Genomic DNA, 24,682 nt, shown 5'->3' on the forward strand with positions numbered 1-24,682 from the left:
CAGTAGAACCCTGTGGGAGCGAGCCTGCTCGCAATGGCGGTGATTCAGTCGCCGTAGAGCCGATACCTTACGCGCCGGCCTGTCCGATGAGCACAGGCCATGGCACCTGGGTCACCGGACCGAGGGTGTAGCCGGAACCGCTCAAGTCCAGGTTGCCGTTGTAGTTGGCGTCATGCGCCAAGGCTTCCTGCCACTTGCCGAGCAGTGCCTGACGAGCCTCGGGCGAGGACGACAAGCTGCCCGGGTTGACGACCTGGACGTAAGGCGTCCACACCGTGAGGTAACCGGCTTGTGCGGCTCGCAGGCACAGATCCACATCTCCCAGCCCCTCGGCGAACACTGTATCGTCTACACCGTCGAGTGCCTGGAACAGCTGTGTGGAAATCATCAGGCAGGTGAAGGACACTGCCGAGCAGTTCTGTTCCGCCACCAGGCGGTTCATATAGCCCCGGGCATCCGCAGGTTCGCCGACGAAAGCCGAACCCACCACACCGTTGAGGCCCAGGATCAGGCCAGCCTGCGTAATTTTCCCCTGCCGGTCGATCAGCCTGGCACCGACCACACCGACCTCCGGACGCTGGGCATGGTTGAGTAACAGCTCGATCCAGTTGACGTTCACGACTTCGCTGTCCACTGCCAGGGTGAGCAGGTATTCGCCCTTAGCCTGTTGGCTGGCCTGGTTGATCAGCGTCGCCGTGGCAAGCCCAGGCTCCACCTCGATGAAGCGTACGCGACTGGCCTGGTGCCCCTGGCTGCGGAGCCAGTCTTTCAACGCTGCGCCATGGACCGGATGCTCGGCCACCAGCAGCTCGAAACGTTGGTAGCGGGTACGTTGAAGGACGTTGACAATGCAACGTTGCAACGTCACCAGCTCGCCCTCGCCATGAAGAATGATCGATACCAGCGGGCGCTCGATAAAGCGATAGTCGATCTTGTAGATACCCGGCACCACCGAACCGACATCAGCCTTATAGCCTCGCGCAGCAAGGTGGCGCAGCAAGGCCTTGCGCTCGTCGGCATTGTCGCCCTCCGGTACTGCCTGGCAAACCAACAGCGCTTCGTCCAGATGCGCCAGTCCCCCCATGCCGCCCTGCTCGATCAAGCGCAGGAGCAGCTCGAACTCCAGTGCATCCTTGAATTCGCGCGAGTAACCACCGGCCTGCACCAGCACCTCGCGGCGAACCAGCCAGTGCCGCGCCATCAATGACGGCACGCTCAACAACAGATCGAGGTTGAAGCCGGGGCGGAACACATCGACCAGGGTTTCGTCGGGCTGACGCTGGAACTCATCCATCGCCACGGCCCGGCATTGCGGTGCGTCGAGCAATTCCAGGCTTGCATGCATCAGACCGGATGGCGTCAGTTCATCCCCCGCTTCGGCCAGGACCACCCAGTCGCAATCAATCTGACCCACGACCTGGTTGATCTTGTCGACATAATTGCTTTCGGTGACTTTGACGAAATGCAGGGTGTTATGGACGGTGGTTTCGGCCGGCAGGTCGCCGGTGGTGAATACAACGATCTTGAACGCCCGACAGGCACCGTTGATCACGCTGTCGAAGGTAGCCTGCAAGCGGGTGAAATCTGCCTCCAGGTCCAGGAGCAGGATGCCGAAGGTCGGCCCGCCCTTGTGGCCCGCCAGGTACTGGCTGATCTGCTGGACCTGTCCAGTGCTCGGCTCACGCCCATCGAGCCAGCGCAACAAACGGCCGGACCGCATGGTTTCGAAAAGACTGGAGTGGTCCTGCAGCATCACGCTCTCCAGGCGCTGTGCCCACTCGCTCAACCGTTCCGCCTCGACCTGGGCCCCCCCTTCCTCGAGCAGAGTGGCCAACGAGCACACCACGTCGCGATTGAAGGCATTGAGCATGAACGCTTTGAGCAGCCGCTCATTGAGCGGCTCGGCACTGGTGTTGCGCTGCGGCCGCGCCAGCTCTTTCTGCTTGAGCAGCACCGCTTCCAGCTCCTTCAACTGCACACGCCCGGCAGGTATCGCGTGCATCAGGAATTCAAGCTTGGACAGGGATTCGAAAAACGGCTGGTTGTAGAACGGCAGCTCGACGAACTGCGTCGGCTCGAAACGGCAGATGGGCCCTTGCAACTGGGAGTGCCAGGCCGCCTCGAACAGCTTGGCCAGGGCAAAAGCCGCACGCTGGCTCAGATAGTTACCCATTTCCTCCAGGCTTTCCACTGCTTGTGAAAGCGTCCCCTGACCCAACCCGAATGTCGAATCCAGGGCCGCCACCAAGCGTTCACGCAACGCTACGGTGCCCGCATCACGATAGCTCAGCACCGCGGCCAATTGGCTGGCTTCCAGGGTCGCAGGACTTTCCAGGGCGTGCACCCCATAAGGGATCGGCAGAACATGGACCTTGGCCGCCGCCATCAGCGCACAACCATGGCCAAGTTCCTGCCAGGCCGGATCTAAATCCGCCGGCAACGCGGCATACCAGCGCTGGACTACTTCGGTCCGGCTGACGGCATTGATCAATGAAAGGCAATGCCCGGCATACGCGGCCAACCGCTCCTGGGCGGACGGATCGACGAAGTCCTCGACGCCCTTGCGATCCCTGCGGTAATAGTCGACATGGGAAGCACGGGCTTCGAATGTCAGTGCATAACCCTGGCACGCCGAATAATCGTCATGACCGGCCAGGAATTCCAGCGACTGGTCGAGGGCTCCCGGCAGCAAGAAAGCGTCCACGTCGATCAACGCCAGGTAAGGCGTCTTCACATGCTCGAGCCCTTGGCGCAGCTTGTTGGCGAAGTGACCGGCCTCGGCTCGATGCACATAACGCACGCCGGACAATGCCGCCACACTGTCGGCATCCGGCTCGGCGGACGAATCGAGAACGAGCTGGGCACAGGGATAATCGGCGTAGTAACGCAACGCCCGGCGCAACGCTTGCGGTTGCTCATGGGACAACAGGACCAGGGTAAAGCGCTCGTTCAACGGAGCGGATGAATCATTGGCAATACTGCGTTGCATATGAATTCCTTAACGAGCGAGTCGCCCAATTGGCGGCATTATGTTCATGGCACGTTGCGGCATTGGTCGGATCATCAATCCGGCAACCAGCCATCGGCCCAATAGCGCAGGTTGTCACCGCGCAACATGAAATCGCGCAGCACCACTTCGCGCAGCTGGTCACCCATCCGATAACTGGCCTGTGAGTCGGACAGGTGCATGCGGATCGCATCCAGCCATTCCTGCGTGCTGTTGGTCTTCACCCTGGTACAGGGTAGATGACCCCGATAGGCTTCGGTATCGGTACAGATGACCGGGTACCCACAAACCCCGTACTCCAGTAGCCTGAGGTTGCTCTTGCAGTCGTTGAAAATATGCTGCTCCAGCGGGGCCAGGGCCAGGTCCAGGTTCAGGCTCGCCAGCTTGGCCGGATACTCCGAGAGCGGCACGCCAGCATGGTATTCATGCACATAGGGCCTGAGGGAATCCGGACACATGCCGAAGAAGACCCATTCGACTTCATCGGCCAGCTCGCGTACCACCTCGGCAATGATTTCCAGATCTCCCCGGTGGCTGGTACCGCCGCCCCAACCCACCCGGGGCTTGATCGACGTACGGCGCTGACTGGTCAGCCGATGCCACAGATGCGGCGCCAGCATGTTCGGCACTACGCGGATATCGTGATGAAGACCGGACAATGCCTCCGCCAGGGCAAACGTCGAGACCACCACCCGATCACACAGGGCAATGCCGCGCTCCAACAGGTTAACGATGTCGTCGGGCATGTTGCGGGTGTGATCGTTCTTTTCAGGAATCTTCGCCACATAGTCATCGAGTTCGTAGATGCGCATGGCGTTGGAATAGGTTTTCACCTGGACGATGTCGTTGAACTTGCCACTGTTGTAGCGCCCCTGGAGCACGATCACATCCGGTGACTGGCGCTCGATCTCAATGATCGACGGCATCTCATAGGACACCCGTCCGACGATCCGCCCGGTTGCCCGCAGTTCGATCAGCGGCTGGCTCACGCGGTAATGGCCGATGGCGGAACTGTTGAGGGCCAGGCCAAGGACCGAAGGCAGCGGACGGCTGTATAAAGGATTCCAGCCGGTGCGTTGGCCCGGCGCCAGGCCAAAACTGTTGCCGGCCAGGCTCAGGTTACGGTTGTAGGCCGGATCGTTGGCGATCCAGGGCAACCAGCGCTGATAGAACGATTCCTGCTCCTGTTCCACGCGCTGCTTCCAGGACGCTTCGCGCGCGCTCCCGGCAGAGGGTGTCAGGACCACGTTGGCATAAGGCGTGGTCACCACCAGATACCCTTGCTTGCCGACCTCCAGGCACAACTCGAGGAAGTTGATGCCTGGCGTTTCAATGGCAGGCGACAGCCCCCCGACGCTATCGAATACCGCCCTGCGCACCAACAGGCAATGGCCGCTCACGGCGCTCCAATTCTGCACAACCTGCAAACGTTGCATATAACCGCCGGCGGTGACCTGTTCGTTCGCAAACGGCCGGCCGGCCAAGCCATCGAGCCCCAACACCAGGCCCGAGTCAATAACCTGCCCCTGTAGATTCAGAGTTCGCGGACCGACGATCCCGACTTCCGGGCGCTGGGCATGGTTCAGCAATTCATCCAGCCAGGCCGCGTCATGGGTCACACAGAACGGACTGAGCAACAGCAGGTAATCGCCGCGCGCTTGCCCGACGGCAAAATTGCGCAGCTGCGCTTCGTTGCCCAATTCGTCCGGGGCGATAATCCGCAACTTGTCGCTGCCCAGCTCTGCCATGGCTGTCAGCCAGTTGCGCATCTCGGCGGCTTCGCTGCCGTTGTCGACGACAATGACTTCGTAACGTTCGTAGGCCGTGGTGGTCAGCAGATTACTGATGCAATTTTCCAGCGCCGCCAGTTGATCCTTGACGCTGATGATGATCGACACCAGCGGGCGTTCGGGGTGCAGGTATTCGATCCGCGGGATCAACGGCAACGGCCCCGGATGCAACCGATGTTCAACGCCCAGACGCTGCAGATGCGCCGCCACCAGCCTGGGGCTCAGCTCGATCACCTGCGGCTGCGAAAGCCATTGGGCGAAGGCCAGGGTCGACTCCACCTGGACTTCCGCCAGGTGCTCGATGGTCTGCGGCCCCTGGGTTTCCACCAGGCGCCAGATCAGGTCATGGGGCGCCAATTCACCCAGATCCGCATCGAAGCCACCCAGCGCCTGTACCCGCTCACGAGCGAAGGCCAAGGTCCTGCCCACATAGGGGTAGGCTCGCATCAGGTCGAGATTGAAATCCGGCTTGAAGATCGGCTCCGAAGACTTGCCGTCTTCCAGCGCGCCTTCGTCGCTGTAGACACAAGCGATACCGGGCATGGCATTGATCCGTTCGGCCAGCACCAGCAAGGCCGATTCCCGCAGTCGGTCACCGGCGTGCAGCAGATAGAACCAGTCGGCGCCGTCCAGTCGCGGCAGCATGTCATTGAGGCCACGCACCCAGTCAGTGGGCAGCGCCATGCGCAGCACATTGCCTTCGATTGCGCCGCGTCCGTTGGAAAACAGCAGCACCGGCTCGCTGGCATAGAGTTGCCCAGCGATGCTGTCGAGGGTCAGCGCCACCGCCTCGGCGTCTTCCTCGAAATCGAACACCACAGGCACGATACCCGGGCGCCGGGGCCAGAGTTCGACTTGATGGAGGACCACCCGTTGGCGCGCCGCGTCGAACCGTCGGCACTCCAGCCATTGGGCGTAAAGCTCGTCGTAACTCTCAGTGTCGGTGCCAACCTGATAACCGACGACAGCTTGTCGACTGGCCATCAACGAATTCAGGTTCAACTCTTCCCAGTCGTGAGGCTGGCCTGGCTTGACCTGATCGAGGGTCTGATAGCGGATCCAGCCCGACGCTGGCGCGGATTCGCCACTGCGTTCAGCCAACATCTGGGCCAGCCACGTCCACTCGACGGGTGCGGCATTGACCATGTCAGGACGGTGGGACAGCCGCTGCGGATACAACCGTTCGAGGCTGTCGAGACTGCACCGCTCCACCAGGTTGCCGCGCCGGAGCAGGCAGATGAACAATGCCAGGTCGAGCAATGCGACAAACCCCTGGCCGGCCTGGGCCAATGCTGGCAACAGGGACTCGATATCGACCCGGCGCATCATCGCGCCGGAAAAACCACCGAAGATATTGCGTGGCGTGGACTCGATGTAGGCCAACAGGTCGTCGCCCTTGTACAGCCCTTCGAACAGGGCGATGCCGACGTTCTCCAGGCGAATCGGCAAGACGTAACCGTCCGCATCGATGAAGTGGCGCTTGCTGATGACCAACCGGGCATCGGCATGCTCGTCCAGGGCCTGCGCCTGTTGACGCACGCAGGCACCGAGCAACTGATCGTCATCGCAGAGAAACTTGATGTACTCCCCGCTCGCCTCTTCCAGGCACCGCAACAGATTCTGCTGGAAACCCAGCCGCTGGGGATTGCGCAGATAACGCACCGCAACGCCGGAAGTTTCCTGCAATGCGTCTACGATCTGGCGGATGTCGTCACCGGGGCAATCATCGCATACGATGATTTCGAGGTTATCGTAGTCCTGGTCCAGGGCGCTCTTGAGTGACTCGCGAAAAAAGCGAGGGTTGAATGCGGGAATGACGATACTGACAAGAGGTGTTGGTTTCACGCGAAAGACTCTCGGCCGGCCGGTGTTCCGACCCTTGTGGCGAGGGGATTCATCCCCGTTGGGCTGCAGAGCGGCCCTCAATCCTGCACCTCGTGTCGTGGAGCTGCTACGCAGCCCCACGGGGATGAATCCCTCGCCACAGGTACAGCCAATACTTCAAACGAGCGGTATTACCTGCTCATCAGATCTTGTTGAACAACCCCAGTTGGGTGATCTTGCTGAACGCCAGTTGCGATGCCTGCAGCATGGTTTGTTGCAACGTCAGGCGCGTCATCACCTCGGCCGGGTCGGAATCGCGAATCGCCGACTGGGTCTGGGAGTTGGCCAGGACAAAACTCTGATTGGTGTCGGACTGGTTATCGAGCGCTTGTCCACGACCACCGACCGAACTCAACCCACTGGTCAACTGATCCGTACCGCTGGCCAGGTTGCCGATGCCGGAAGCCAGCGCCGCAAGCATTTTCTGACCGGCAATCGCGTCGCCCTCGACCGGTGTACTCAAAGCAGCCTTCAGCTGGTTCACGGTATCCAGAATGTTCTGGGTTTCGTGGGTATTGACCGCAATGCTGAATTGATCGTTGGCGGCCGGCGCGCCATTGAGCGTAAAACTCACCCCTGAAGCGGTGGCGACGTTGCCTGCCAGGGTTCCGCTGGAAATCACCTGGCTACTGCTGGTCAGCGGCGCGGCGTACAGTTCGAAGTCCGTGGCACTGGTGAACTTCAACACCGCCGAACCCGTCGGGAAACTGGCGTGGTAGGCAACCGGATCGGTGATTTGACTGCCGGTGATCTGCGTCGCAGTGGAGTTGCCCGGGCTACGCGCCACGGCGAATGTGTCGGGTTTGGCGGCCAGGGTGAACGTGTGCCCGGGCAACACGGCGCCGGCAACGTCACCGGATTTCAGGTTGACGTTCAGGGTCAGGTCGACGCCGCGAAAGCTCACGTTCTGCCCGGCCTGGGTATTGGGCGTGATGACGCCGCCCTGGCTGGCTTCGGCGGTCACGTCGTTACCGCTTGAATCAGTGATTTTCAACTGGGTGCCGCTGGCGAACTCTACGGTATACGGCTCACCGCTGCGGAACTGGCTGTTGTAGGTAACGGCGGATGATACCTGGCCGTTGGTCAGTACCACACGGCCATCATCCACCGCCGGAGCGGTCATGGTGACCTGGGTACGGCTGGTGTTGATGGCTTGCTGGAACACTTCCCAACCGGTGCTGTTGGTGGCCATCGACATGGTGTCGCCCACTGGGAGGTCCAGGGTCATCTGGTCGCCGTTGTAGCTGTAGCTGCCATCGCCGTTGCGGGTGAACGGCACGACATCACCCTTGGAGCCGGCGAAGATGTATTTGCCGTTTTCATCCTTGGTATTCATCAGGCTCAGCAACTGGTCTTCGATCGAACCCAGTTCCGAGGCGACGGATTTACGGTCTGAATCGGTATAACCGGCGTTACCGGCGCTCACAGCCAGTTCCTTGGCACGCTGCAGCACGTTATTGATGCTGGTCATCACCGCTTCAGTCGTACCCAGGGTTGCCTTGATCGTGCTGACGTTGGTTTCGTACTGGGACAGCATGGAGGCCTGGTTACCCAGTTGCAGCAGACGCGAAGCACCTACGGGATCGTCGGCGGCGGTGTTGATACGCACCAGGCTGCTGGCTTCTTCGCTGGTCTTGACCACATTGGCGAAGTTCTTCTGGTAGTTCGCAGCCGTGCTTTCGTAAAACTGAGAGGTAGAAATGCGCATGGGCTACGGCTCCTTAAAGACTGTTGATCAATGTGCTGAAGATTTGCTGCGCCGCCTTGATGATCTGCGAAGAGGCGGTGTAGTACTGCTGGAACTTGACCAGGTTGCCGGTTTCCTCGTCCAGATCCACGCCTGACAGCGAGTCACGGGCGTTTTTGGCGTTGTTCAGGATCGCGCCGGTGGCAGCGCTGTCGAGCTTGCCCTGGGCAGCCTTGGAGCCGACACCCTCCACCAGCTTGCCGTAGGCATCGCTCAAGGAAATCCCGCCACTGGAGGAGCCAGTATCTACGCTCTTGGCGGTCTGCAGACCGGCCAGGATGGTGCCGTTACGGTTGTCCAGGCTACCCGCCTTGCTGACGCTGACGTTGATGGCGGCCCCGTTGGACGGTGCTCCGGCGATGGACATGGCGAAGCTGACGGTGCGCTGCACCGGTGGCGCCGACGAATCCATGATCGGGTTGCCGCTGGCATCCTTCAGCGGAACGCTCAGGTTCAATGTGTTGCTTTGACCGGGGGTGATCGTGCCATTGCTGAGCTCGTTACCCTGGGCATCGAGCAATTGGTAAGCCTGGCTGGTGCCATCGGCGGAGGTCGCACCAAACAGTACCTTGACCGGCATGGAGGTCTTGATGCCGTTCTGGATGACGCTGGTGGTGGCCGCGTCATAGATATCCAGCTTCGTCGTCAGGGTCGGCTGCCCACTGGCCGGAATGGTCAGCGTGCCGCTGCCGCCCGCCGCGATGGCTGCACCCAGCGGCGCGGCAATCGCCAGTCGCTTGGAGTCGGTCATCTCGGTCTTGATATTGCCTGCCGCATTGCGGGTCGGCGTGATCTTGAACGAGTCGCCGGCTGCCGCGGTGCCGTTGGCGAAGGTCATCGAGAAGCCGTCGATCACCGGTGGCGGCGTAGTCGCGGTGCTGAACGCACCCATCGACGAGCCATCGGGCAAGCGCTGAACGGTGTAGTTGGTACCGCTGGTGAACGTTACCTTGTAGTCGTTGGTGGTCAGTTTGCCGGCGTCGGTGATGGCCACATTGAAATTGCCGGAACCTGCACTGTTGTTCAGCGCGGCAACGCTGCGCTGACTGACCTGTGCGGCGCTGTTGATGTCATTGAACAGGTTGGAACCAAAGGCACCGTTCATGTCGATACCCGACGCCTGCACGGTGTTCATCTGGTCAGCGACCACCAGGGCGACGCGGCCCAGCTCGTTCATGGCCGGGTCGAGGACGGTGCTGCGGTAGCGCATCAGGCCACCGATCTCGCCACCGGTGAGCACCGAGGTGAGGTCCATGGAGCTGGAGCCGCTGTTGAGCTGGATACCCATGCGCCCCGGATCGTTCTTGTCCGGCACGGCCTGCAGGGTATTGACCGTTGTGCCCATCACCAGCGGCTGGCCGGAACCCAGGTAGATGTCCAGGCTGCTGCCGTTTTCCACAACCTGGGTGCCGGTGAACGTCGACAGCTGGCGAATGGCTTCGCCACGGGAATCCAGCAGATCATTGGGCGCGCCGCCGGCGTTGGAGACTTCGGCGATTTTCTTGTTCAGTTGGGCAATGGTGGTGGCCAGGTCGTTGACCTGGTTGACCATGTTCGACAAATTGCCATTGATGTTCGCGCTCTGCTCCGTCAGTTGACTGGAAATCGAGTTGAACCGATTGCTCAAGGCCTGGGCATCGCTGAGCAGCAACTGGCGGGACGCATCGTCACCGGGCTTGGCATTGACGTTCTGCACCGACGCGAAAAATTTGGTCAGCGCGCCGTTGAGGCCCGTACCGCTGTCCGAGAGCAAGGAATCCAGAGGCGTGATCTGCCCCTGATAAGCCGCCGCATCGCTGTTGAGCGAAGTAGTGGTTTTCAGTTGTGCTTCAAGGTAGGAGTTGTAGACCCGACGCACGTCGGCCAGGGTCGTGCCGGAGCCGATGAACACGTTGCCGTATTGATTGGAGGCCTTGGTGGTCTGCACGGTCTGCTGACGCGAATATCCGGCGGTATCGACGTTGGCAATGTTGTTACCAGTGGTCACCAACGCGGTCTGGCTGGCTGACAGACCCGACATCCCTATATTGAGCAAACTCATGGTTCAGACCTTATAAAGTCGTGGTGGCGCCTGCGGATGCGTAGTTCTGGGAACTGGTCATCTGCCGGGCTATATGCGAAATCTTGCTGGCGTAGTGCGGGTCGGTGGCATAACCGGCCTTTTGCAACTCGCGTACAAACTGTTCCGGGTTATCGGCCGACTTCAGCACAGCTTGATAGCGACTGTTGCTTTGCAGCAGATTGACCAGGTCATGGAAACTGTCGCGGTACGAGGCGTAGGAACGGAACTCGGCCGTCTCCTTGACCATCTCGCCATTGCGGAACTCACTGGTAATTGCCCGCGCCGAATCGCCCTTCCAGTTCTGGCTGGCCTTGATGCCAAACAGGTTGTGGCTGCTGCTGCCATCGGGTTGACGCATGACCGATTTGCCCCAGCCGGTTTCCAGGGCGGCCTGGGCCACCAGGTAACGCGGATCGACGCCGATGCGGGCCGCCGCTTCCTTGGCCATGGGCAACATGGCGTTGACGAATTCATCGGCGTCGCGGAACGCTTTGCGGGCCGGCGCCAACGGTGGCTGTGCCACGGCGCGACCATAGACCTGCATATCCCCGCTCGACTCGGAGGCCTTGAGCGCGGCCAGCCAGTCGCCATTGGCCATTTCGCCGGAGGCGGACCTGGTGGCGGTGACGGCGCGATCCGAGCGGATATTCTGCGCCGGTGCATCGGTATTGGCATTGGTCGATGCCGAAGGCACCAGCCCGGCGAGAAGACGGTCGGCCAGTTTCGGCGGCAAGGCCAGGCGACGCTGGTTGAGCAGCTCCATGTCGTTGCGATGCCCCCCTTCGCCCGCCCCTTGCGGCGCGTTGACGGCCCGCGAAGCCCAGAGCGGACGCTGGCCGCTCTGGCGCGATAAAGGTCCATTGGTGGGCAATGTTCCGGCAGCCACCGGGGTGGGCACCGCCTTGACCTTGTCCAGCGCCTCTTGCTGCTTGGCAGCCGACGCGGCGGCCGCCTCGCCCGGCGCCAGCGGTTTGTTCTTGGACATCTGACGCAGCAAAACATCGGCCAAGCCGATACCGCCACCTTCGCGAGACATGGAAACGGCCAACTGCTGGTCGTACATTTCCTGATACTGCTTGGCCTCAGGCGTATTCATGGGGTTGTCCTTGCCCAAGGCCTCGGTGGCAGAGCGCATGGACTTGAGCATTTCGCCAAGGAACAGCGACTCGAATTCCTGGGCCACTTTGCGCAGGTTGCCATCGCTGTTCTTGTCGCCAACCTTGAGCTGGTTCAAACGGTTCAGGTCCGAGTAGGAACCCGAATCCCCACTGATCAAAGCGCCCTTGCGCATATCCATGGCCCGTTCCTCAAATCACGATCAGGTCGGCTTGCAACGCGCCGGCCTGCTTCAAGGCTTCGAGAATCGCCATCAGGTCGCCCGGCGCCGCGCCGACCTGGTTCACCGCCCGGACGATTTCATCCAGGGTAGTGCCCGGGCCGAACTTGAACATCGGCTTGGCTTCCTGCTGGGCATTGACCCGCGAACGGGGAACCACGGCGGTCTGACCGTTGGACAACGGGCCCGGCTGGCTGACGATCGGGTCTTCGGTGATGGTCACGGTCAGGCTGCCATGGGTCACGGCCGCTGGCGAAACCTTGACGTTCTGGCCGATCACGATGGTGCCGGTGCGCGAGTTGATGATGACTTTCGCCACGGCCTGGCCCGGATCAACCTCAAGGTTCTCCAGGATCGACAGGTAGTCGACCCGCTGGCTCGGATCCAGGGGCGCGGTGACGCGGATCGAGCCGCCGTCGATGGCCTGGGCCACACCTGGGCCGAGCATGTCGTTGATCTTGTCGACGATGCGCTTGGCAGTGGTGAAATCGGAGCGGTTGAGGTTCAGCGTCAGGCTGTTGCCCTGGTTGAAACCACTCGGTACCGCACGCTCGACCGACGCACCGCCAGGGATACGACCGGCCGACGGAACGTTGACAGTGATCTTCGAACCGTCGCGCCCTTCGGCATCGAAACCGCCCACCACCAGGTTGCCCTGGGCGATGGCGTAGACGTTGCCGTCGATACCCTTGAGCGGCGTCATCAGCAAGGTGCCGCCACGCAAGCTCTTGGAGTTACCGATGGACGAAACCGTGACATCCACCTGCTGGCCCGGTTTGGCGAACGCCGGCAGATCGGCATTGATGGACACCGCCGCGACGTTTTTCAACTGCACGTTGCCCGAGCCTGGCGGCACCTTGATGCCGAACTGCGACAACATGTTGTTGAAGGTCTGCAGGGTGAACGGGGTCTGGGTGGTCTGGTCGCCGGTGCCGTTCAGGCCCACGACCAGGCCGTAGCCGATCAACTGGTTGGAACGCACGCCGGAAATGCTGGCGATGTCCTTCAGGCGCTCGGCTTGAGCGGTGAAGGCTGCCGACATCACCAATGCACCCATCAGTAGCTGTTTAAGATTCAACCGCTTGAGATTCAACTGGGCCACCTAGAAAGGGAACTTCGGGCTGAGGAAGAAACGGTCGAACCAGCCCGGCTGACTCGCATCGGCAAAGGCACCGGTACCCGAGTAGGTAATGCGCGCATCGGCCACACGGGTCGAGGAAACAGTGTTGTCGGTGGCGATGTCGTCGGCGCGAACCATCCCGGCGATGCGCACCAGTTCGTCACCGGTGTTGAGGGTCAGCCACTTCTCGCCGCGCACGACGATGATGCCGTTGGGCAAGACATCGGCGACGGTCACAGTGATCGAACCGGTCAGGCTGTTGCTCTGGCCGGACTTGCTGTCGCCCTTGGTGGCCCGGTCGGAGCCATAACCGGCGTTAAGGCTCAGGTCATTGCCGCCGATCGGGTTGTTGGTGGTCAGGCTGGAACCGAACAGGGAAGTCAGGCCGACGCTGGTCTTGCTGGTCTTGTCCAGTTGCGAGTTGGCGTTCTTGCTGGCCTGGGTCCGCTCGTTCAGGGTAATGGTGATGATGTCACCGACCCGGAATGCCTTGCGGTCGCTGTATAGATTCTGCTCGAAACCGGCCTGGTAGATCGAGCCATTGTTGGCGGCGGCCGGCAACGGCGTGCGCGGCAACACCGGAGCGTAATACGGGTCATTGGGCCTGGGCGTTGGCGCGACACACCCCGCAAGCGCGGTGACCCCACTCAGTGCCAGTACAGATACAAAGCGTTTCATGACCCTACCTCTCGGTGTTACAGGCGACCTTGAGGTCGCCCTATAGAAGTGATTACAGATTCTGCGTGACGAACGAAAGCATCTGGTCGGCGGTGGAGATCACCTTGGAGTTCATCTCGTAGGCGCGCTGGGTGGTGATCATGTTGACCATCTCCTCAACGGTGCTCACGTTGGAGGTTTCCAGGGTGTTCTGCAGCGTGGTCCCGAAACCATTCAAACCCGGGGTACCGATTTGCGGCGCACCACTGGCAGCGGTTTCCAGGAACAGGTTGTTGCCCACTGCTTGCAGGCCGGCCGGGTTGATGAAGTCGGCGGTCTGCAGGTTGCCGATCACTTGCGCGGCCGGGTTGCCTGCCACGGTGATGGACACGGTGCCGTCGCGACCCACGGTGAACGTCTGGGCATTGTTCGGCACGACAATGGCGGGCTCCAGGGCAAAACCGCTGGCGTTGACGATCTGGCCATTGGAATCGAGGTGGAACGTACCGTCGCGGGTGTAGGACGTGGTGCCGTCCGGCTGCAGGATCTGGAAGAAACCGCGACCATCGATGGCCATGTCCAGCGGCTGCTCGGTGGTTTGCAGGCTGCCGGCGGTGAAGTTTTTCTGGGTGCCGACAATGCGTACACCGGTACCGACTTGCAGGCCCGACGGCAGTTCGCTGTCCTGGGTCGACTGGGCACCTGGCTGACGCTTGACCTGGTACAGCAGGTCCTGGAATTCGGCACGGTCACGTTTGAAGCCCGTGGTCGAGACGTTCGCCAGGTTGTTGGAAATGGTGGTCAGGTTGGTGTCCTGGGCGGACAGACCTGTTTTGGCAACCCACAGAGCCGGAAGCATTCGATTCTCCTCGTACGCCTGATTTTCGGCGCGACGCTTTAATTAATGGTTAGATCTGCAAGACCCGAGCCATGGCCTCGTCGCCTTCTTTGGCGGTGTTCATCATCTTCACGTGAAGCTCGAATTGCTTGGCCAGGGCCAGCACCGAAGTCATCTCGTCCACAGCATTGACGTTGCTCGCTTCCTGGAACCCCGACACCAGTTGCACGTTGGCGTCGACCGGTGCCGGCTGGCCGTCCTTGGTACGGATGGAACCGTCCAGGCCCTTGGTCATGTTCTTGAGGTCCGGGTTGACCAGCTTGATGCGGTCCACTTCAGCCATCACGCGCGGGCCTTCGCCCATGGCGCGGATACTGATGGTGCCGTCCTGGCCGATTTCGATTTTCTGCTCCGGCGGCACGGCGATAGGACCGCCGTTGCCCATCACCGGCATGCCGTTGCCGGCCCGCAGCACGCCCAGGGCGTCGACGTTGAGGCTGCCGGTGCGCACGTAGCTTTCACCGCCGTCAGGGTTCTGCACGGCCATCCAGCCCGGCCCGCTCACCGCCACGTCGAGATCGCGACCGGTTTCAACCAGCGCACCCGGGGTGAAGTCGGTGGCCGGCCGTTCGGACATGGCAAACGCCCGCGCCGGAAAGCTGTCGCCGAACACCGGCATCGAACGCGCCTGCTCCAGGTCTTTCTGAAAACCATTGGTAGAGATGTTCGCCAGGTTGTTGGCATGGGCCCGCTGGGCCAGCGCGTTCTGGCTGGCGCCGGTCATTGCCACATAAAGGTACTTGTCCACTCTCGTTCCTCTGCGTGCCGGACGTTTGCCGCCCACTGCTGTACTGCTCAGCCATAAGCAATTTGCAGACCAACTTTTTTCTGGCGGCTCGCGGCCCGGCAAACAAAGGACTTGCAGGGTGTTGCGGGGGAGAAGGGAATGTACCGAAGACGAAAAACCGGCGGTGTCATGCCGCTGAAAGGCAAAGGATTACCGGATGGACAGACCCACTAACCCTTGTTGCGAGGGGATTTATCCCCGCTGGGGTGCGAAGCGCCCCCAGACCAGACCAGTCGATAAGACTAGTAAACCGAGTCGCCTGATTTAGGGCTGCTGCGCAGCCCAGCGGGGATAAATCCCCTCGCCACAGGTAACGGATTACATTCCAGGTTCTTTACCCACCTCATACTCGCGCAACTTATTGGCAATGGTGGTATGGGAAACCCCCAGTCGCTTGCCCAGTTGCCGGCTGCTGGGATGTTCGGAGTAGAGCCGCTCCAGTACCGCCTTCTCGAATCGACCGACAATCTCGTCCAACCCGCCATCCAGGGAGAAGTCACCCAAGGGCTGGCGCACGCCGTAGTCCGGCAGGCGGATATGCTCGGCCTTCACCTTCCCCCCGTCACACAACGAAACGGCCTGGAACAGCACGTTTTCCAGTTGCCGGACATTGCCTGGCCAATGGTAATGACTGAGGCGTTCCATGGCCGCCGGGGCCAGTTTCGGTAGCGCGCAGCCGATCTGGCGACTGGCCTGGTCGAGAAAGTGCTCCACCAGCGGCTCCAGGCCGTCGAGGCACTCGCGCAACGGCGGGATGTGCAGGGACAACACATTCAAGCGGTGGTACAGGTCCTGGCGAAACTCCCCTCGGGCACAGAGTTCGGACAAATCCACCTGGGTCGCGCAGATCACCCGGACATCCAGGTACACCTCTTCATCGCTGCCCACCCGACGGAAGCAACCGTCCTGCAAAAAGCGCAGCAGCTTCACTTGCAGGCGCGGGCTCATTTCCCCCACCCCATCGAGAAACAAGGTGCCGCCAGCCGTCAATTCCAACAGGCCGAGCTTGCCTTCGGCCCGAGCGCCTTCGAAAGCACCGGGGCCGTAGCCGAACAGTTCCGTCTCGGCCATGGACTCCGGCAACCCGGCGCAATTGAGCGCCATCAGCGGCGATTGCCCGCGCGGGCTCGCCAGGTGGCAGGCCCGGGCCAGCAACTCCTTGCCAGTGCCGGTTTCGCCTTCGATCAGCAGCGGCGCGTCCAGCGGGGCCATGCGCCGGGCTTCGCGGACCACCGCAGCCATCACTTTCGAACTCTGGAAAATACTGTCGAAGCCACGCAGTTCCTGTTTGCGCACGTTATAGATACGCTCACCGACCCGGTCGGCCCGGTGCAACGTCAGCACCGCACCGGCCATGGCCTCGCTGTCGTCATGCTCCGATTGCAACGGGGCGATGTCCGCCAGGAACACGTCGCCCTTGACCTTGACCCGCAACCCATTGATGCGCGACTGGTTGGCACGCACCAGTTCCGGCAGGTCGAAATCCTCGGCGTAGCGGGACAGCGGAATCCCCGGCACTTCGTCCACCCGCACCCCGAGCAACTGCGCCGCCGCCCGGTTCGCCGCGACGATGGAACCGCCCATGTCGATGGACAACACCGGAAACTCCAGGGCGCCAAGCAACGCATTGAGCTCCATGTGCCGCCGCTCGCTGGGCATCAGCCCTACCCGCTTGACGCCGAACACACCGGCAATGCCTTCGAATTTCGGGCGCAACGCCTGGAACTGAATGTTGATCAGGTTCGGGCAGTGCAGGTAGATCGCATTGCCATGCTCACCACCGACTTCACCCCGGGCGACGTTGATGCCGTATTCCACTAGCAGGTTGAGAATGTCCCGCAGGATGCCGATGCGATTCTGGCAATGGACTTTGATGCGCATATAAAAGACCCAAGGGTTCGGTGGCTGCTCTCTGCCACCGGTTTTTTACCGAGTGGCGCAATTTCTTGTAAAGATTATGTGACAGCAACAAGTAAATTCCCACAGAAAAAACCAGACACTGCTGCATCGAGAGGGCTTTCGTAACGAAAAATTTACGAAATAGCCGCTATTGCCTTGAACACACCTGCGCTGGCCTGCTGCACCCACGGGGACTTCGGGTTATCTCTAATACATCGCTGGACATAACAACAAACAGTCTTCCCCTCGAGGGAATCAGCAGGAGAGCAGCATGAAGCAGACGCAATACGTGGCCCGCGAGCCCGATGCGCAAGGTTTTATCCACTACCCCGCCGAAGAACATGCGGTGTGGAACACGCTGATCACCCGCCAGCTGAAAGTCATCGAAGGCCGTGCGTGCCAGGAATACCTGGACGGCATCGACAAGCTTGGCCTGCCCCACGACCGCATTCCGCAGTTGGGCGAAATCAACAAGGTGCTGGGCGCGACCACGGGCTGGCAAGTTGCCCGGGTACCGGCGTTGATCCCCTTCCAGACCTTCTTCGAATTGCTCGCCAGCAAACAGTTTCCGGTAGCGACCTTCATTCGCACCCGGGAAGAACTGGACTATCTGCAAGAGCCGGACATTTTTCACGAGATCTTCGGCCACTGCCCGCTGCTGACCAACCCCTGGTTCGCCGAATTCACTCACACCTATGGCAAGCTCGGCCTGCAGGCGTCCAAGGAAGAGCGTGTCTACCTGGCGCGCCTGTACTGGATGACCATCGAGTTCGGGCTGGTGGAAACAGCGCAGGGCCGACGCATCTACGGCGGCGGCATCCTGTCTTCACCCAAGGAAACCGTGTACTGCCTGTCGGACGAGCCGGAGCACCAAACCTTCGACCCGTTGGAAGCGATGCGCACGCCATATCGCATCGACATTCTGCAGCCGGTGTATTTCGTCCTGCCAGAGCTCAAGCGTCTGTTCGACCTGGCCCACGAAGACATCATGGGCATGGTCAAGCGTGGCCAGGAACTGGGCCTGCACACACCGAAATTTCCACCGAAAGCCGCCTGAATGGCGTTTTTTGATCCCAAGTGAGTCTGTTGCACCGCGCGGCTTTGCTTTAGCGTGGGTGCCATTGACGCTTTAAAATATTCGCTACAGGAACACACCATGAACACTCTGAACCAAGCCCATTGCGAAGCCTGCCGTGCCGACGCCCCACAGGTCAGCGACGAAGAACTGCCGGTGCTGATCAAGCAGATTCCGGATTGGAACATCGAAGTACGCGACGGCGTGATGCAGCTGGAAAAGGTTTTCCTGTTCAAGAATTTCAAGCACGCCCTGGCATTCACCAACGCCGTCGGTGAAATCTCCGAGGCCGAGGGTCATCACCCAGGCCTGCTCACAGAGTGGGGCAAAGTCACCGTGACCTGGTGGAGCCACTCCATCAAGGGCCTGCACCGCAACGACTTCATCATGGCCGCCCGCACCGATGACGTGGCCAAGACCGCCGAGGGCCGCAAGTAATGCATTTCGACGCCATCGGCCGGGTACCCGGCGACCCGATCCTCGGCCTGATGGAGGCCTACTCGGCGGACAGCAACCCGAGCAAGTTCGACCTGGGCGTGGGCGTCTATAAAGACGCCCAGGGCCTGACGCCGATTCTCGAATCGGTGAAACAGGCCGAACGGCGGCTGGTGGACCAGCAGACCACCAAGACCTACATCGGCGGCCATGGCGACGCCGGTTTCGGGCGGTTGATCACTGCGCTCGTCCTGGGTGCCGACGCCCGGCAGATCGCCGAACAACGCGCCGGTGCCACCCAGACCCCGGGCGGCACCGGCGCGCTGCGCCTGAGTGCCGACTTCATTGCCCAGTGCCTGCCAGGCCGTGGCGTATGGTTGAGCAACCCGACCTGGCCGATCCACGAAACCATTTTCGCCACCGCGGGCGTCAAGGCCAGCCACTACCCCTACGTGGGCAGCGACAATCGCCTGGATTTCGAGGCGATGCTGGCGGCCCTCAGCCAGGCACCGAAGGGTGACGTGGTGCTGCTGCACGCGTGCTGCCACAACCCCACCGGTTTCGACCTGTCCCAGGATCAATGGCGCCAGGTGCTGGAGGTGGTGCACAGTCGTGAGCTGTTGCCGCTGATCGACTTCGCCTACCAGGGCTTCGGCGACGGCCTGGAACAGGATGCCTGGGCAGTCCGGTTGTTCGCCCAGGCGTTGCCCGAGGTGTTGATCACCAGTTCCTGCTCGAAGAACTTCGGCTTGTACTGCGACCGCACCGGTGCGTTGATCGTCTGTGCCCGCAACGCCGACAAGCTGGTGGACATCCGCAGCCAACTGGCCAACATCGCCCGTAATCTGTGGTCGACACCGCCGGATCATGGCGCAGCGGTGGTGGCGACGATCCTGGGCACTCCGGAACTCAAGCGCCTGTGGGCCGACGAAGTGGAAGCCATGCGCTTGCGCATCGCCCAGCTACGCAGTGGCCTGCTGGACGCCCTCGAACCCCACGGCCTGCGGGAGCGCTTCGCCCATATCGGCGTGCAACGCGGAATGTTTTCCTACACCGGCCTGTCGCCCGAGCAGGTCAAGCAATTGCGTGAGCGGCACAGCGTATACATGGTCGGCACGGGGCGGGCCAACGTGGCCGGCATCGATGCGACTCGCCTGGACCGGCTGGCCGAGGCGATTGCGGACGTTTGCAAGTAACGGCTGTACCTGCATAACCCTGTGGCGAGGGGATTTATCTGTGGCGAGGGGATTCATCCCCGTTGGGCTGCGAAGCAGCCCCAAAATCAGTCATTACTCCTGATGTAGGCAGTTTGGGGGCTGCTGTGCAGCCCAGCGGGGATAAATCCCCTCGCCACAAAATCCATTCTTGTCGCAAAGCGTGTATGGCTGCTACGAACCTGTCCACTCACGGACGAATTCAGCAATGTCTTCCTTCGGCGCCGTCCGCGCTTCTTTCTGCGGTGTGCCCAGGTAAAGGAAGCCGATCACCTCCTCGCCCACGTCAAGACCCAGCCCTTTGGCCACATGCGGCGAGTACGCCAGTTCGCCCGTGCGCCACACGCCACCAACGCCCTGGGCATAGGCCGCCAGCAGGATCCCGTGGGCGGCGCAGCCGGCTGCCAGCAACTGCTCGGATTTCGGGACTTTGAAATGGTCCTGCAAACGCGCGATCACTACCACGACCAACGGGGCACGCAACGGGCCGTTGAGGGCCTTCTCCACAACCGCCTCGGACACCAGCGGATCATTGAATCGCGCCGCGTCGGCCAGCAGTTCGCCCATACGATAACGAGCCTCCCCTTCGACCGTCAGAAAACGCCAGGGCCGCAACTGGCCGTGATCGGGGGCCCGCATCGCCGCGGCGAACATGACCTCCCGTTGTTCAGGCGTGGGCGCCGGTTCCACCAGGCGTGGAACGGAAACACGGTTGAGCAAAGCGTCGAGAGCCTGCATCGGCCACCTCCCTGAAAAAATGTCTGGCTATTCTAGTGTCCTGTACGGTGAGTCCGTTAGCGCAAATTGGCCGTCAATGCACACGCCAGTCACGCCGGGTGCGGTTTACATGCCGCTTGCCGTCGGTAGAATGACGCCCTTCCCTTTCAGCCCGAGCGGACTTCATGGCGTTGCCGACCCTGCGGATCATTGGCTTCATCATCGGCATCTTCCTGATCACCCTGGCGATCTTCATGGTCGTGCCCATGGCCACCCTGCTGATCTTCGAGCGCACCGGGGACCTGCCCTCGTTCCTCTGGTCGAGCCTGATCACCTTCGTCGCCGGCCTGGCCCTGGTACTTCCCGGACGCCCCGAGCATGTGCATCTGCGCCCGCGAGACATGTACCTGCTGACGGTCAGCAGTTGGCTGGTGGTGTGCATCTTTGCTGCGCTGCCGTTCCTGCTGACCCAACACATCAGCTACACGGACTCGTTCTTTGAGAGCATGTCGGGGATCACGGCCACCGGCGCCACAGTCCTGAGCGGCCTCGACACCATGTCCCCGGGTATCCTGATGTGGCGCTCGCTGCTGCACTGGCTCGGCGGGATCGGCTTCATCGGCATGGCGGTGGCGATCCTGCCGCTGTTGCGCATTGGTGGCATGCGCCTGTTCCAGACTGAATCCTCGGACCGATCGGAAAAAGTCATGCCCCGCTCCCACATGGTTGCGCGGCTGATCGTGGCGTCCTACGTCGGCATCACCATTCTCGGCACCCTGGCACTCTGGTGGGCCGGGATGAGCCCATTCGATGCCGTCAATCACTCGATGTCGGCAATCTCGACCGGCGGCTTCTCCACCTCGGACCTGTCCCTGGCCAAATGGACCGAGCCGGCGGTGCACTGGGTCGCCATCGTCATCATGATTCTCGGCAGCCTGCCGTTCGCCCTGTACGTCTCGATGCTGCGAGGCAATCGCCGGGCGCTGATCAAGGACCAGCAGGTCCAGGGTCTGATCGGTGTGCTACTGGTGACCTGGCTGGTGCTCGGCACCTGGTACTGGGCCACCACCGACCTGCATTGGCTGGATGCGCTGCGACATGTGGCCCTGAACGTGACCTCGATCGTCACCACCACCGGCTTCGCCTTGGGGGACTACAGCCTCTGGGGCAATTTCTCGCTGATGCTGTTCTTCTACCTCGGGTTCGTCGGCGGCTGCTCGGGGTCGACGGCTGGTGGGATCAAGATCTTTCGCTTCCAGGTCGCCTACATCCTGCTCCGGGCCAACCTTATGCAACTGATTCACCCACGGGCGGTGATCAAGCAGAAATACAACGGTCACCGCCTCGATGAAGAAATCGTGCGTTCGATCCTGACGTTCTCGTTCTTTTTCGCCATCACCATCTGCGTGATCGCCCTGCTGCTGTCGCTGCTGGGAGTGGAATGGATGACGGCGCTGACCGGCGCGGCCAGCACGGTGTCCGGCGTCGGCCCGGGGCTGGGGGAGACCATCGGCCCGGCCGGCAATTTCGCGCCGCTGCCGGATGCCGCCAAGTGGATTCTGTCCGGCGGCATGCTGTTGGGCCGATTAGAGATCATCACGGTGTTCGTGTTGTGCATCCCGGCGTTCTGGCGTCACTGACCGGTTTGGCCAGCCTCGCTGCCCGGTATTCGCCGGGCGTGGCATCGAACCAGCGGCGAAAGGCGCGAAAAAAATTGCTCGGGTCGGCAAACCCCAGGAGATAGGCAATCTGCAGCAAGGTCATGGTCGGCTGCGCCAGGTACTGCTCGGCCAGTTCGCGACGGGTATCGTCGAGCAAGGCCTGGAAACTGGTGCCCTCTTCCTGAAGGCGCCGCTGCAAGGTGCGCTGGGACAGGTGCAGCGCCTGCGCCACCACATCACGCTTGGGTTCACCCTGGGGCAACAACCGACACAGCACCTGGCGCGCCTTGTGGGTGACCCGGCTTTCCGAAAAACGCGCCAGGTACTCACCGGCAAACCGGTCGTGGAGCTGCGCCATGGCCTCGTTGGCCGTGGGCAGCGGAGCCTCCATGTCGGCCTGTTTGAAAACCAGCGCGTCATAAGGTGCACCGAACACCAACGGTGCGCAGAACGCCTGTTGGTAAGGTTCACGATCGATCGGTTCGGCCCCTTGGAACAGCACCTTGACCGGATGCAGGGTGCGTCCGGTCAGCCAGTTGCACAGGCTCAGCGCACAAGCCAGGGACGCCTCGGTACTTTGCCGGGTGGTGGGAAGATGATCGCCGTGTACCGTCAGAATCAGGGCATAGTTGCCTTCCATCTGGCGGATGCTCACATCGGCACTTTCGGCGATGATCCGCTGGTAACGCACCAGTCGCTGGAAACCTTCGATCAACGTCCGACTGGACATCAGGGCGTAACCGACCACATGGAACGACGCCGGGCGCACCACCTTGCCCATGTTCAGGCCAATGGCCGGGTTGCCCGACAGCTCCACCGCCAGTTGCCAGAGCCGTGTCATCGAATCCTGGGGGAAACGGGCGTCCGGATCGTCCAGTGCTGCAAAGTCCAATCCCAACTGCTGGAACAGCGCGCGACAATCCAGGCCGTCCATTTCCAGCGCCTTGACAATCCCCATCGCCCAGCTTGAAGAAGTCGTTCGTTCGCTCATGACGTATCGCTTGCATGACAAGCCGCAGAGTACGGCCGGATTTGCGAAGGATACTAAAGTGGCGCTCATTGTCACTGGCCGTTGCAGATGATCGCTCTAGACTTGAAAACAGAACCATCACCAAAGAGCCTGCAGTCTTGGAAAACACCAGAGAATTCAAGCGTTTTGCCGACTTTTATCCGTACTACCTGGGTGAGCACAGCAACAGCACCTGCCGACGACTGCACTTCATCGGCACCTCGCTGGTCATTCTGATTCTCGTCCTGGCCGTTGTCGCAACGGCCTGGTGGTGGTTGATCGCCTTGCCGGTGGCCGGCTACGGCTTTGCCTGGGTCGGGCACTTCTTCTTCGAAAAGAACCGGCCGGCCACCTTCAAGCACCCGCTCTACAGCCTGCTGGGCGATTTCGTCATGTATCGCGACATGCTGCGGGGCAAGGTTCCGTTCTAGGAAAGAGCCATCCCCTCGCCACAGATAACTGTTTCAGGCTCAGGCCGGCTCGGCGATTTTCAGGGCTTTCAGCTGGGCTTCCCGCGCCTGGGCATCCGCCAACCGGTACAACTCGATCGAGCCGTCCCAATGCTCGATCAGCGCCGTACAGGATTCGACCCAATCGCCGCAGTTGAGATATTCGACCTCACCCACCTTGCGCATCTCTGCGTGGTGGATGTGTCCGCACACCACACCGTGCAATTCGCGCTTCACGCATTCATGGGCGATGGCTTCTTCGAAGTCGCTGATGAAGCTGACGGCGGTCTTGACCTTGTGCTTGAGGTACGCCGACAACGACCAGTAACCGTAGCCATAGCGGGCCCGCCAATGGTTGAGCCAGCGGTTCAGCGTGAGGGTGAATTCGTAGGCCGAATCTCCGAGAAACGCCAGCCAGCGGTGGTAACGGGTGATGACATCGAACTGGTCGCCGTGGATCACCAGCAGGTGCCGACCGTCGGCGGTGACGTGCACCGCCTCGTCCACCAGTTGGATATTGCCCAGGATCAGCTTCGAATAGCGGCGCAGGAATTCATCGTGATTGCCGGTGACGTAGATCACCTCGGTGCCGCGCTTGCTCATGGTCAGCAAACGGCGGATGACGTTGGTGTGAGCCTGGGGCCAATACATGCCGCCGCGCAGCTTCCAACCATCGATGATGTCACCGACCAGATAGATCTTGTCGGCGTGATAGCCCTTGAGAAACTGCGACAAATGCTCGGCCTGGCAATCCCGGGTACCGAGGTGCACATCGGATATCCACAGGGTGCGGACACGCTGCTTGCGGCTGGGTCTGGCGAGCTCGGCGCTGGTCATAAGCAACCCTCTGATCGTTTTCACCACTGTGCACACCGGCGGTTAATGGCCCATGACAGCTATATGTCCATTACGTGACAAGGCAACGCGACACACCT

Annotated in this window: 18 protein-coding genes; 5 read left to right on the top strand and 13 right to left on the bottom strand. The window is 61.2% G+C overall.

Annotated elements, in window-relative coordinates; genetic code table 11:
- Positions 1-67 precede the first annotated feature (67 nt).
- The 10 genes from CGA22_RS03985 to CGA22_RS04030 all read right to left on the bottom strand — a co-directional run bounded on the left by CGA22_RS03985 (position 68) and on the right by CGA22_RS04030 (position 17,169).
- Positions 68-2,989, bottom strand: a complete 2,922-nt coding sequence (locus tag CGA22_RS03985; RefSeq protein ID WP_041023363.1) for a glycosyltransferase family 2 protein — start codon at positions 2,987-2,989, stop codon at positions 68-70.
- Positions 2,990-3,063: 74 nt separating this feature from the next.
- Positions 3,064-6,642 (bottom strand): glycosyltransferase, encoded by a 3,579-nt coding sequence (locus CGA22_RS03990; protein ID WP_041023362.1) that lies wholly within the window; start codon positions 6,640-6,642, stop codon positions 3,064-3,066.
- Positions 6,643-6,823: 181 nt separating this feature from the next.
- Positions 6,824-8,389: a flagellar hook-associated protein 3 gene (locus CGA22_RS03995; protein ID WP_041023361.1), complete on the bottom strand. Its 1,566-nt coding sequence runs from the start codon at positions 8,387-8,389 to the stop codon at positions 6,824-6,826.
- 13 nt (positions 8,390-8,402) lie between these two features.
- Positions 8,403-10,469, bottom strand: coding sequence for a flagellar hook-associated protein FlgK (gene flgK, locus CGA22_RS04000; protein ID WP_041023360.1), 2,067 nt, complete (start codon positions 10,467-10,469; stop codon positions 8,403-8,405).
- A gap of 10 nt (positions 10,470-10,479) precedes the next feature.
- Positions 10,480-11,787 carry a flagellar assembly peptidoglycan hydrolase FlgJ gene (gene flgJ, locus CGA22_RS04005; protein WP_041023359.1) on the bottom strand — a complete coding sequence of 436 codons (1,308 nt, stop codon included), beginning with the start codon at positions 11,785-11,787 and terminating at the stop codon, positions 10,480-10,482.
- Between the two features lie 10 nt (positions 11,788-11,797).
- Positions 11,798-12,883 carry a flagellar basal body P-ring protein FlgI gene (locus CGA22_RS04010; protein WP_177329263.1) on the bottom strand — a complete coding sequence of 362 codons (1,086 nt, stop codon included), beginning with the start codon at positions 12,881-12,883 and terminating at the stop codon, positions 11,798-11,800.
- 45 nt (positions 12,884-12,928) lie between these two features.
- Positions 12,929-13,624: a flagellar basal body L-ring protein FlgH gene (flgH, locus tag CGA22_RS04015; protein ID WP_041023358.1), complete on the bottom strand. Its 696-nt coding sequence runs from the start codon at positions 13,622-13,624 to the stop codon at positions 12,929-12,931.
- Positions 13,625-13,676: 52 nt separating this feature from the next.
- Positions 13,677-14,462: a flagellar basal-body rod protein FlgG gene (gene flgG, locus CGA22_RS04020; protein WP_041023357.1), complete on the bottom strand. Its 786-nt coding sequence runs from the start codon at positions 14,460-14,462 to the stop codon at positions 13,677-13,679.
- Positions 14,463-14,511: 49 nt separating this feature from the next.
- A complete protein-coding gene (locus CGA22_RS04025) occupies positions 14,512-15,249 on the bottom strand; it encodes a flagellar basal body rod protein FlgF (RefSeq protein ID WP_041023356.1) in 738 nt (245 codons plus the stop codon).
- Positions 15,250-15,606: 357 nt separating this feature from the next.
- Positions 15,607-17,169 (bottom strand): sigma-54-dependent phenylalanine hydroxylase transcriptional regulator PhhR, encoded by a 1,563-nt coding sequence (locus tag CGA22_RS04030; RefSeq protein ID WP_041023355.1) that lies wholly within the window; start codon positions 17,167-17,169, stop codon positions 15,607-15,609.
- A 289-nt stretch (positions 17,170-17,458) separates the two neighbouring features.
- Here CGA22_RS04030 and phhA point away from each other — a divergent pair, with 289 nt between their 5' ends.
- The 3 genes from phhA to CGA22_RS04045 all read left to right on the top strand — a co-directional run bounded on the left by phhA (position 17,459) and on the right by CGA22_RS04045 (position 19,893).
- A complete protein-coding gene (phhA, locus tag CGA22_RS04035; protein WP_041023354.1) occupies positions 17,459-18,244 on the top strand; it encodes a phenylalanine 4-monooxygenase in 786 nt (261 codons plus the stop codon).
- A gap of 99 nt (positions 18,245-18,343) precedes the next feature.
- Positions 18,344-18,700, top strand: a complete 357-nt coding sequence (locus CGA22_RS04040) for a 4a-hydroxytetrahydrobiopterin dehydratase (protein WP_003184087.1) — start codon at positions 18,344-18,346, stop codon at positions 18,698-18,700.
- A complete protein-coding gene (locus tag CGA22_RS04045; protein WP_041023353.1) occupies positions 18,700-19,893 on the top strand; it encodes an amino acid aminotransferase in 1,194 nt (397 codons plus the stop codon). The genes CGA22_RS04040 and CGA22_RS04045 overlap by 1 nt, the downstream gene beginning before the upstream one ends.
- A 192-nt stretch (positions 19,894-20,085) precedes the next feature.
- Here CGA22_RS04045 and CGA22_RS04050 read toward each other — a convergent pair whose 3' ends face one another.
- Entirely contained in the window at positions 20,086-20,649 is a 564-nt protein-coding gene (locus tag CGA22_RS04050; RefSeq protein ID WP_041023352.1) for an NAD(P)H nitroreductase, read from the bottom strand.
- 164 nt (positions 20,650-20,813) lie between these two features.
- Here CGA22_RS04050 and CGA22_RS04055 point away from each other — a divergent pair, with 164 nt between their 5' ends.
- Positions 20,814-22,268, top strand: coding sequence for a TrkH family potassium uptake protein (locus CGA22_RS04055; RefSeq protein ID WP_041023351.1), 1,455 nt, complete (start codon positions 20,814-20,816; stop codon positions 22,266-22,268).
- Here CGA22_RS04055 and CGA22_RS04060 read toward each other — a convergent pair.
- Complete coding sequence (locus tag CGA22_RS04060; RefSeq protein ID WP_084213784.1) at positions 22,225-23,280, bottom strand: AraC family transcriptional regulator; 1,056 nt, start codon at positions 23,278-23,280, stop codon at positions 22,225-22,227. The genes CGA22_RS04055 and CGA22_RS04060 overlap by 44 nt on opposite strands.
- A 137-nt stretch (positions 23,281-23,417) precedes the next feature.
- Here CGA22_RS04060 and CGA22_RS04065 point away from each other — a divergent pair, with 137 nt between their 5' ends.
- The gene (locus CGA22_RS04065; RefSeq protein WP_041023349.1) at positions 23,418-23,729 is read left to right on the top strand and encodes a DUF962 domain-containing protein; all 312 of its coding nucleotides are present in this window, start codon (positions 23,418-23,420) and stop codon (positions 23,727-23,729) included.
- 39 nt (positions 23,730-23,768) lie between these two features.
- On the opposite strand, the gene CGA22_RS04070 is transcribed toward CGA22_RS04065, so the two are convergent.
- Entirely contained in the window at positions 23,769-24,584 is an 816-nt protein-coding gene (locus CGA22_RS04070; RefSeq protein WP_041023348.1) for a UDP-2,3-diacylglucosamine diphosphatase, read from the bottom strand.
- Positions 24,585-24,682: the final 98 nt, after the last annotated feature.

Origin of the sequence: Pseudomonas sp. PSB18 (assembly GCF_014596565.1) — a bacterium.
Lineage (GTDB): Bacteria > Pseudomonadota > Gammaproteobacteria > Pseudomonadales > Pseudomonadaceae > Aquipseudomonas.

Excerpts from the sequence above, each read along its gene's own strand:
- CGA22_RS03985 (WP_041023363.1), bottom strand. The coding sequence starts at position 2,989 with ATGCAACGCAGTATTGCCAATGATTCATCCGCTCCGTTGAACGAGCGC.
- CGA22_RS03995 (WP_041023361.1), bottom strand. The coding sequence starts at position 8,389 with ATGCGCATTTCTACCTCTCAGTTTTACGAAAGCACGGCTGCGAACTAC.
- flgK (WP_041023360.1), bottom strand. The coding sequence starts at position 10,469 with ATGAGTTTGCTCAATATAGGGATGTCGGGTCTGTCAGCCAGCCAGACC.
- flgJ (WP_041023359.1), bottom strand. The coding sequence starts at position 11,787 with ATGGATATGCGCAAGGGCGCTTTGATCAGTGGGGATTCGGGTTCCTAC.
- CGA22_RS04010 (WP_177329263.1), bottom strand. The coding sequence starts at position 12,883 with ATGGGTGCATTGGTGATGTCGGCAGCCTTCACCGCTCAAGCCGAGCGC.
- flgH (WP_041023358.1), bottom strand. The coding sequence starts at position 13,624 with ATGAAACGCTTTGTATCTGTACTGGCACTGAGTGGGGTCACCGCGCTT.
- flgG (WP_041023357.1), bottom strand. The coding sequence starts at position 14,462 with ATGCTTCCGGCTCTGTGGGTTGCCAAAACAGGTCTGTCCGCCCAGGAC.
- CGA22_RS04030 (WP_041023355.1), bottom strand. The coding sequence starts at position 17,169 with ATGCGCATCAAAGTCCATTGCCAGAATCGCATCGGCATCCTGCGGGAC.
- phhA (WP_041023354.1), top strand. The coding sequence starts at position 17,459 with ATGAAGCAGACGCAATACGTGGCCCGCGAGCCCGATGCGCAAGGTTTT.
- CGA22_RS04040 (WP_003184087.1), top strand. The coding sequence starts at position 18,344 with ATGAACACTCTGAACCAAGCCCATTGCGAAGCCTGCCGTGCCGACGCC.
- CGA22_RS04045 (WP_041023353.1), top strand. The coding sequence starts at position 18,700 with ATGCATTTCGACGCCATCGGCCGGGTACCCGGCGACCCGATCCTCGGC.
- CGA22_RS04050 (WP_041023352.1), bottom strand. The coding sequence starts at position 20,649 with ATGCAGGCTCTCGACGCTTTGCTCAACCGTGTTTCCGTTCCACGCCTG.
- CGA22_RS04055 (WP_041023351.1), top strand. The coding sequence starts at position 20,814 with ATGGCGTTGCCGACCCTGCGGATCATTGGCTTCATCATCGGCATCTTC.
- CGA22_RS04060 (WP_084213784.1), bottom strand. The coding sequence starts at position 23,280 with ATGAGCGAACGAACGACTTCTTCAAGCTGGGCGATGGGGATTGTCAAG.
- CGA22_RS04070 (WP_041023348.1), bottom strand. The coding sequence starts at position 24,584 with ATGACCAGCGCCGAGCTCGCCAGACCCAGCCGCAAGCAGCGTGTCCGC.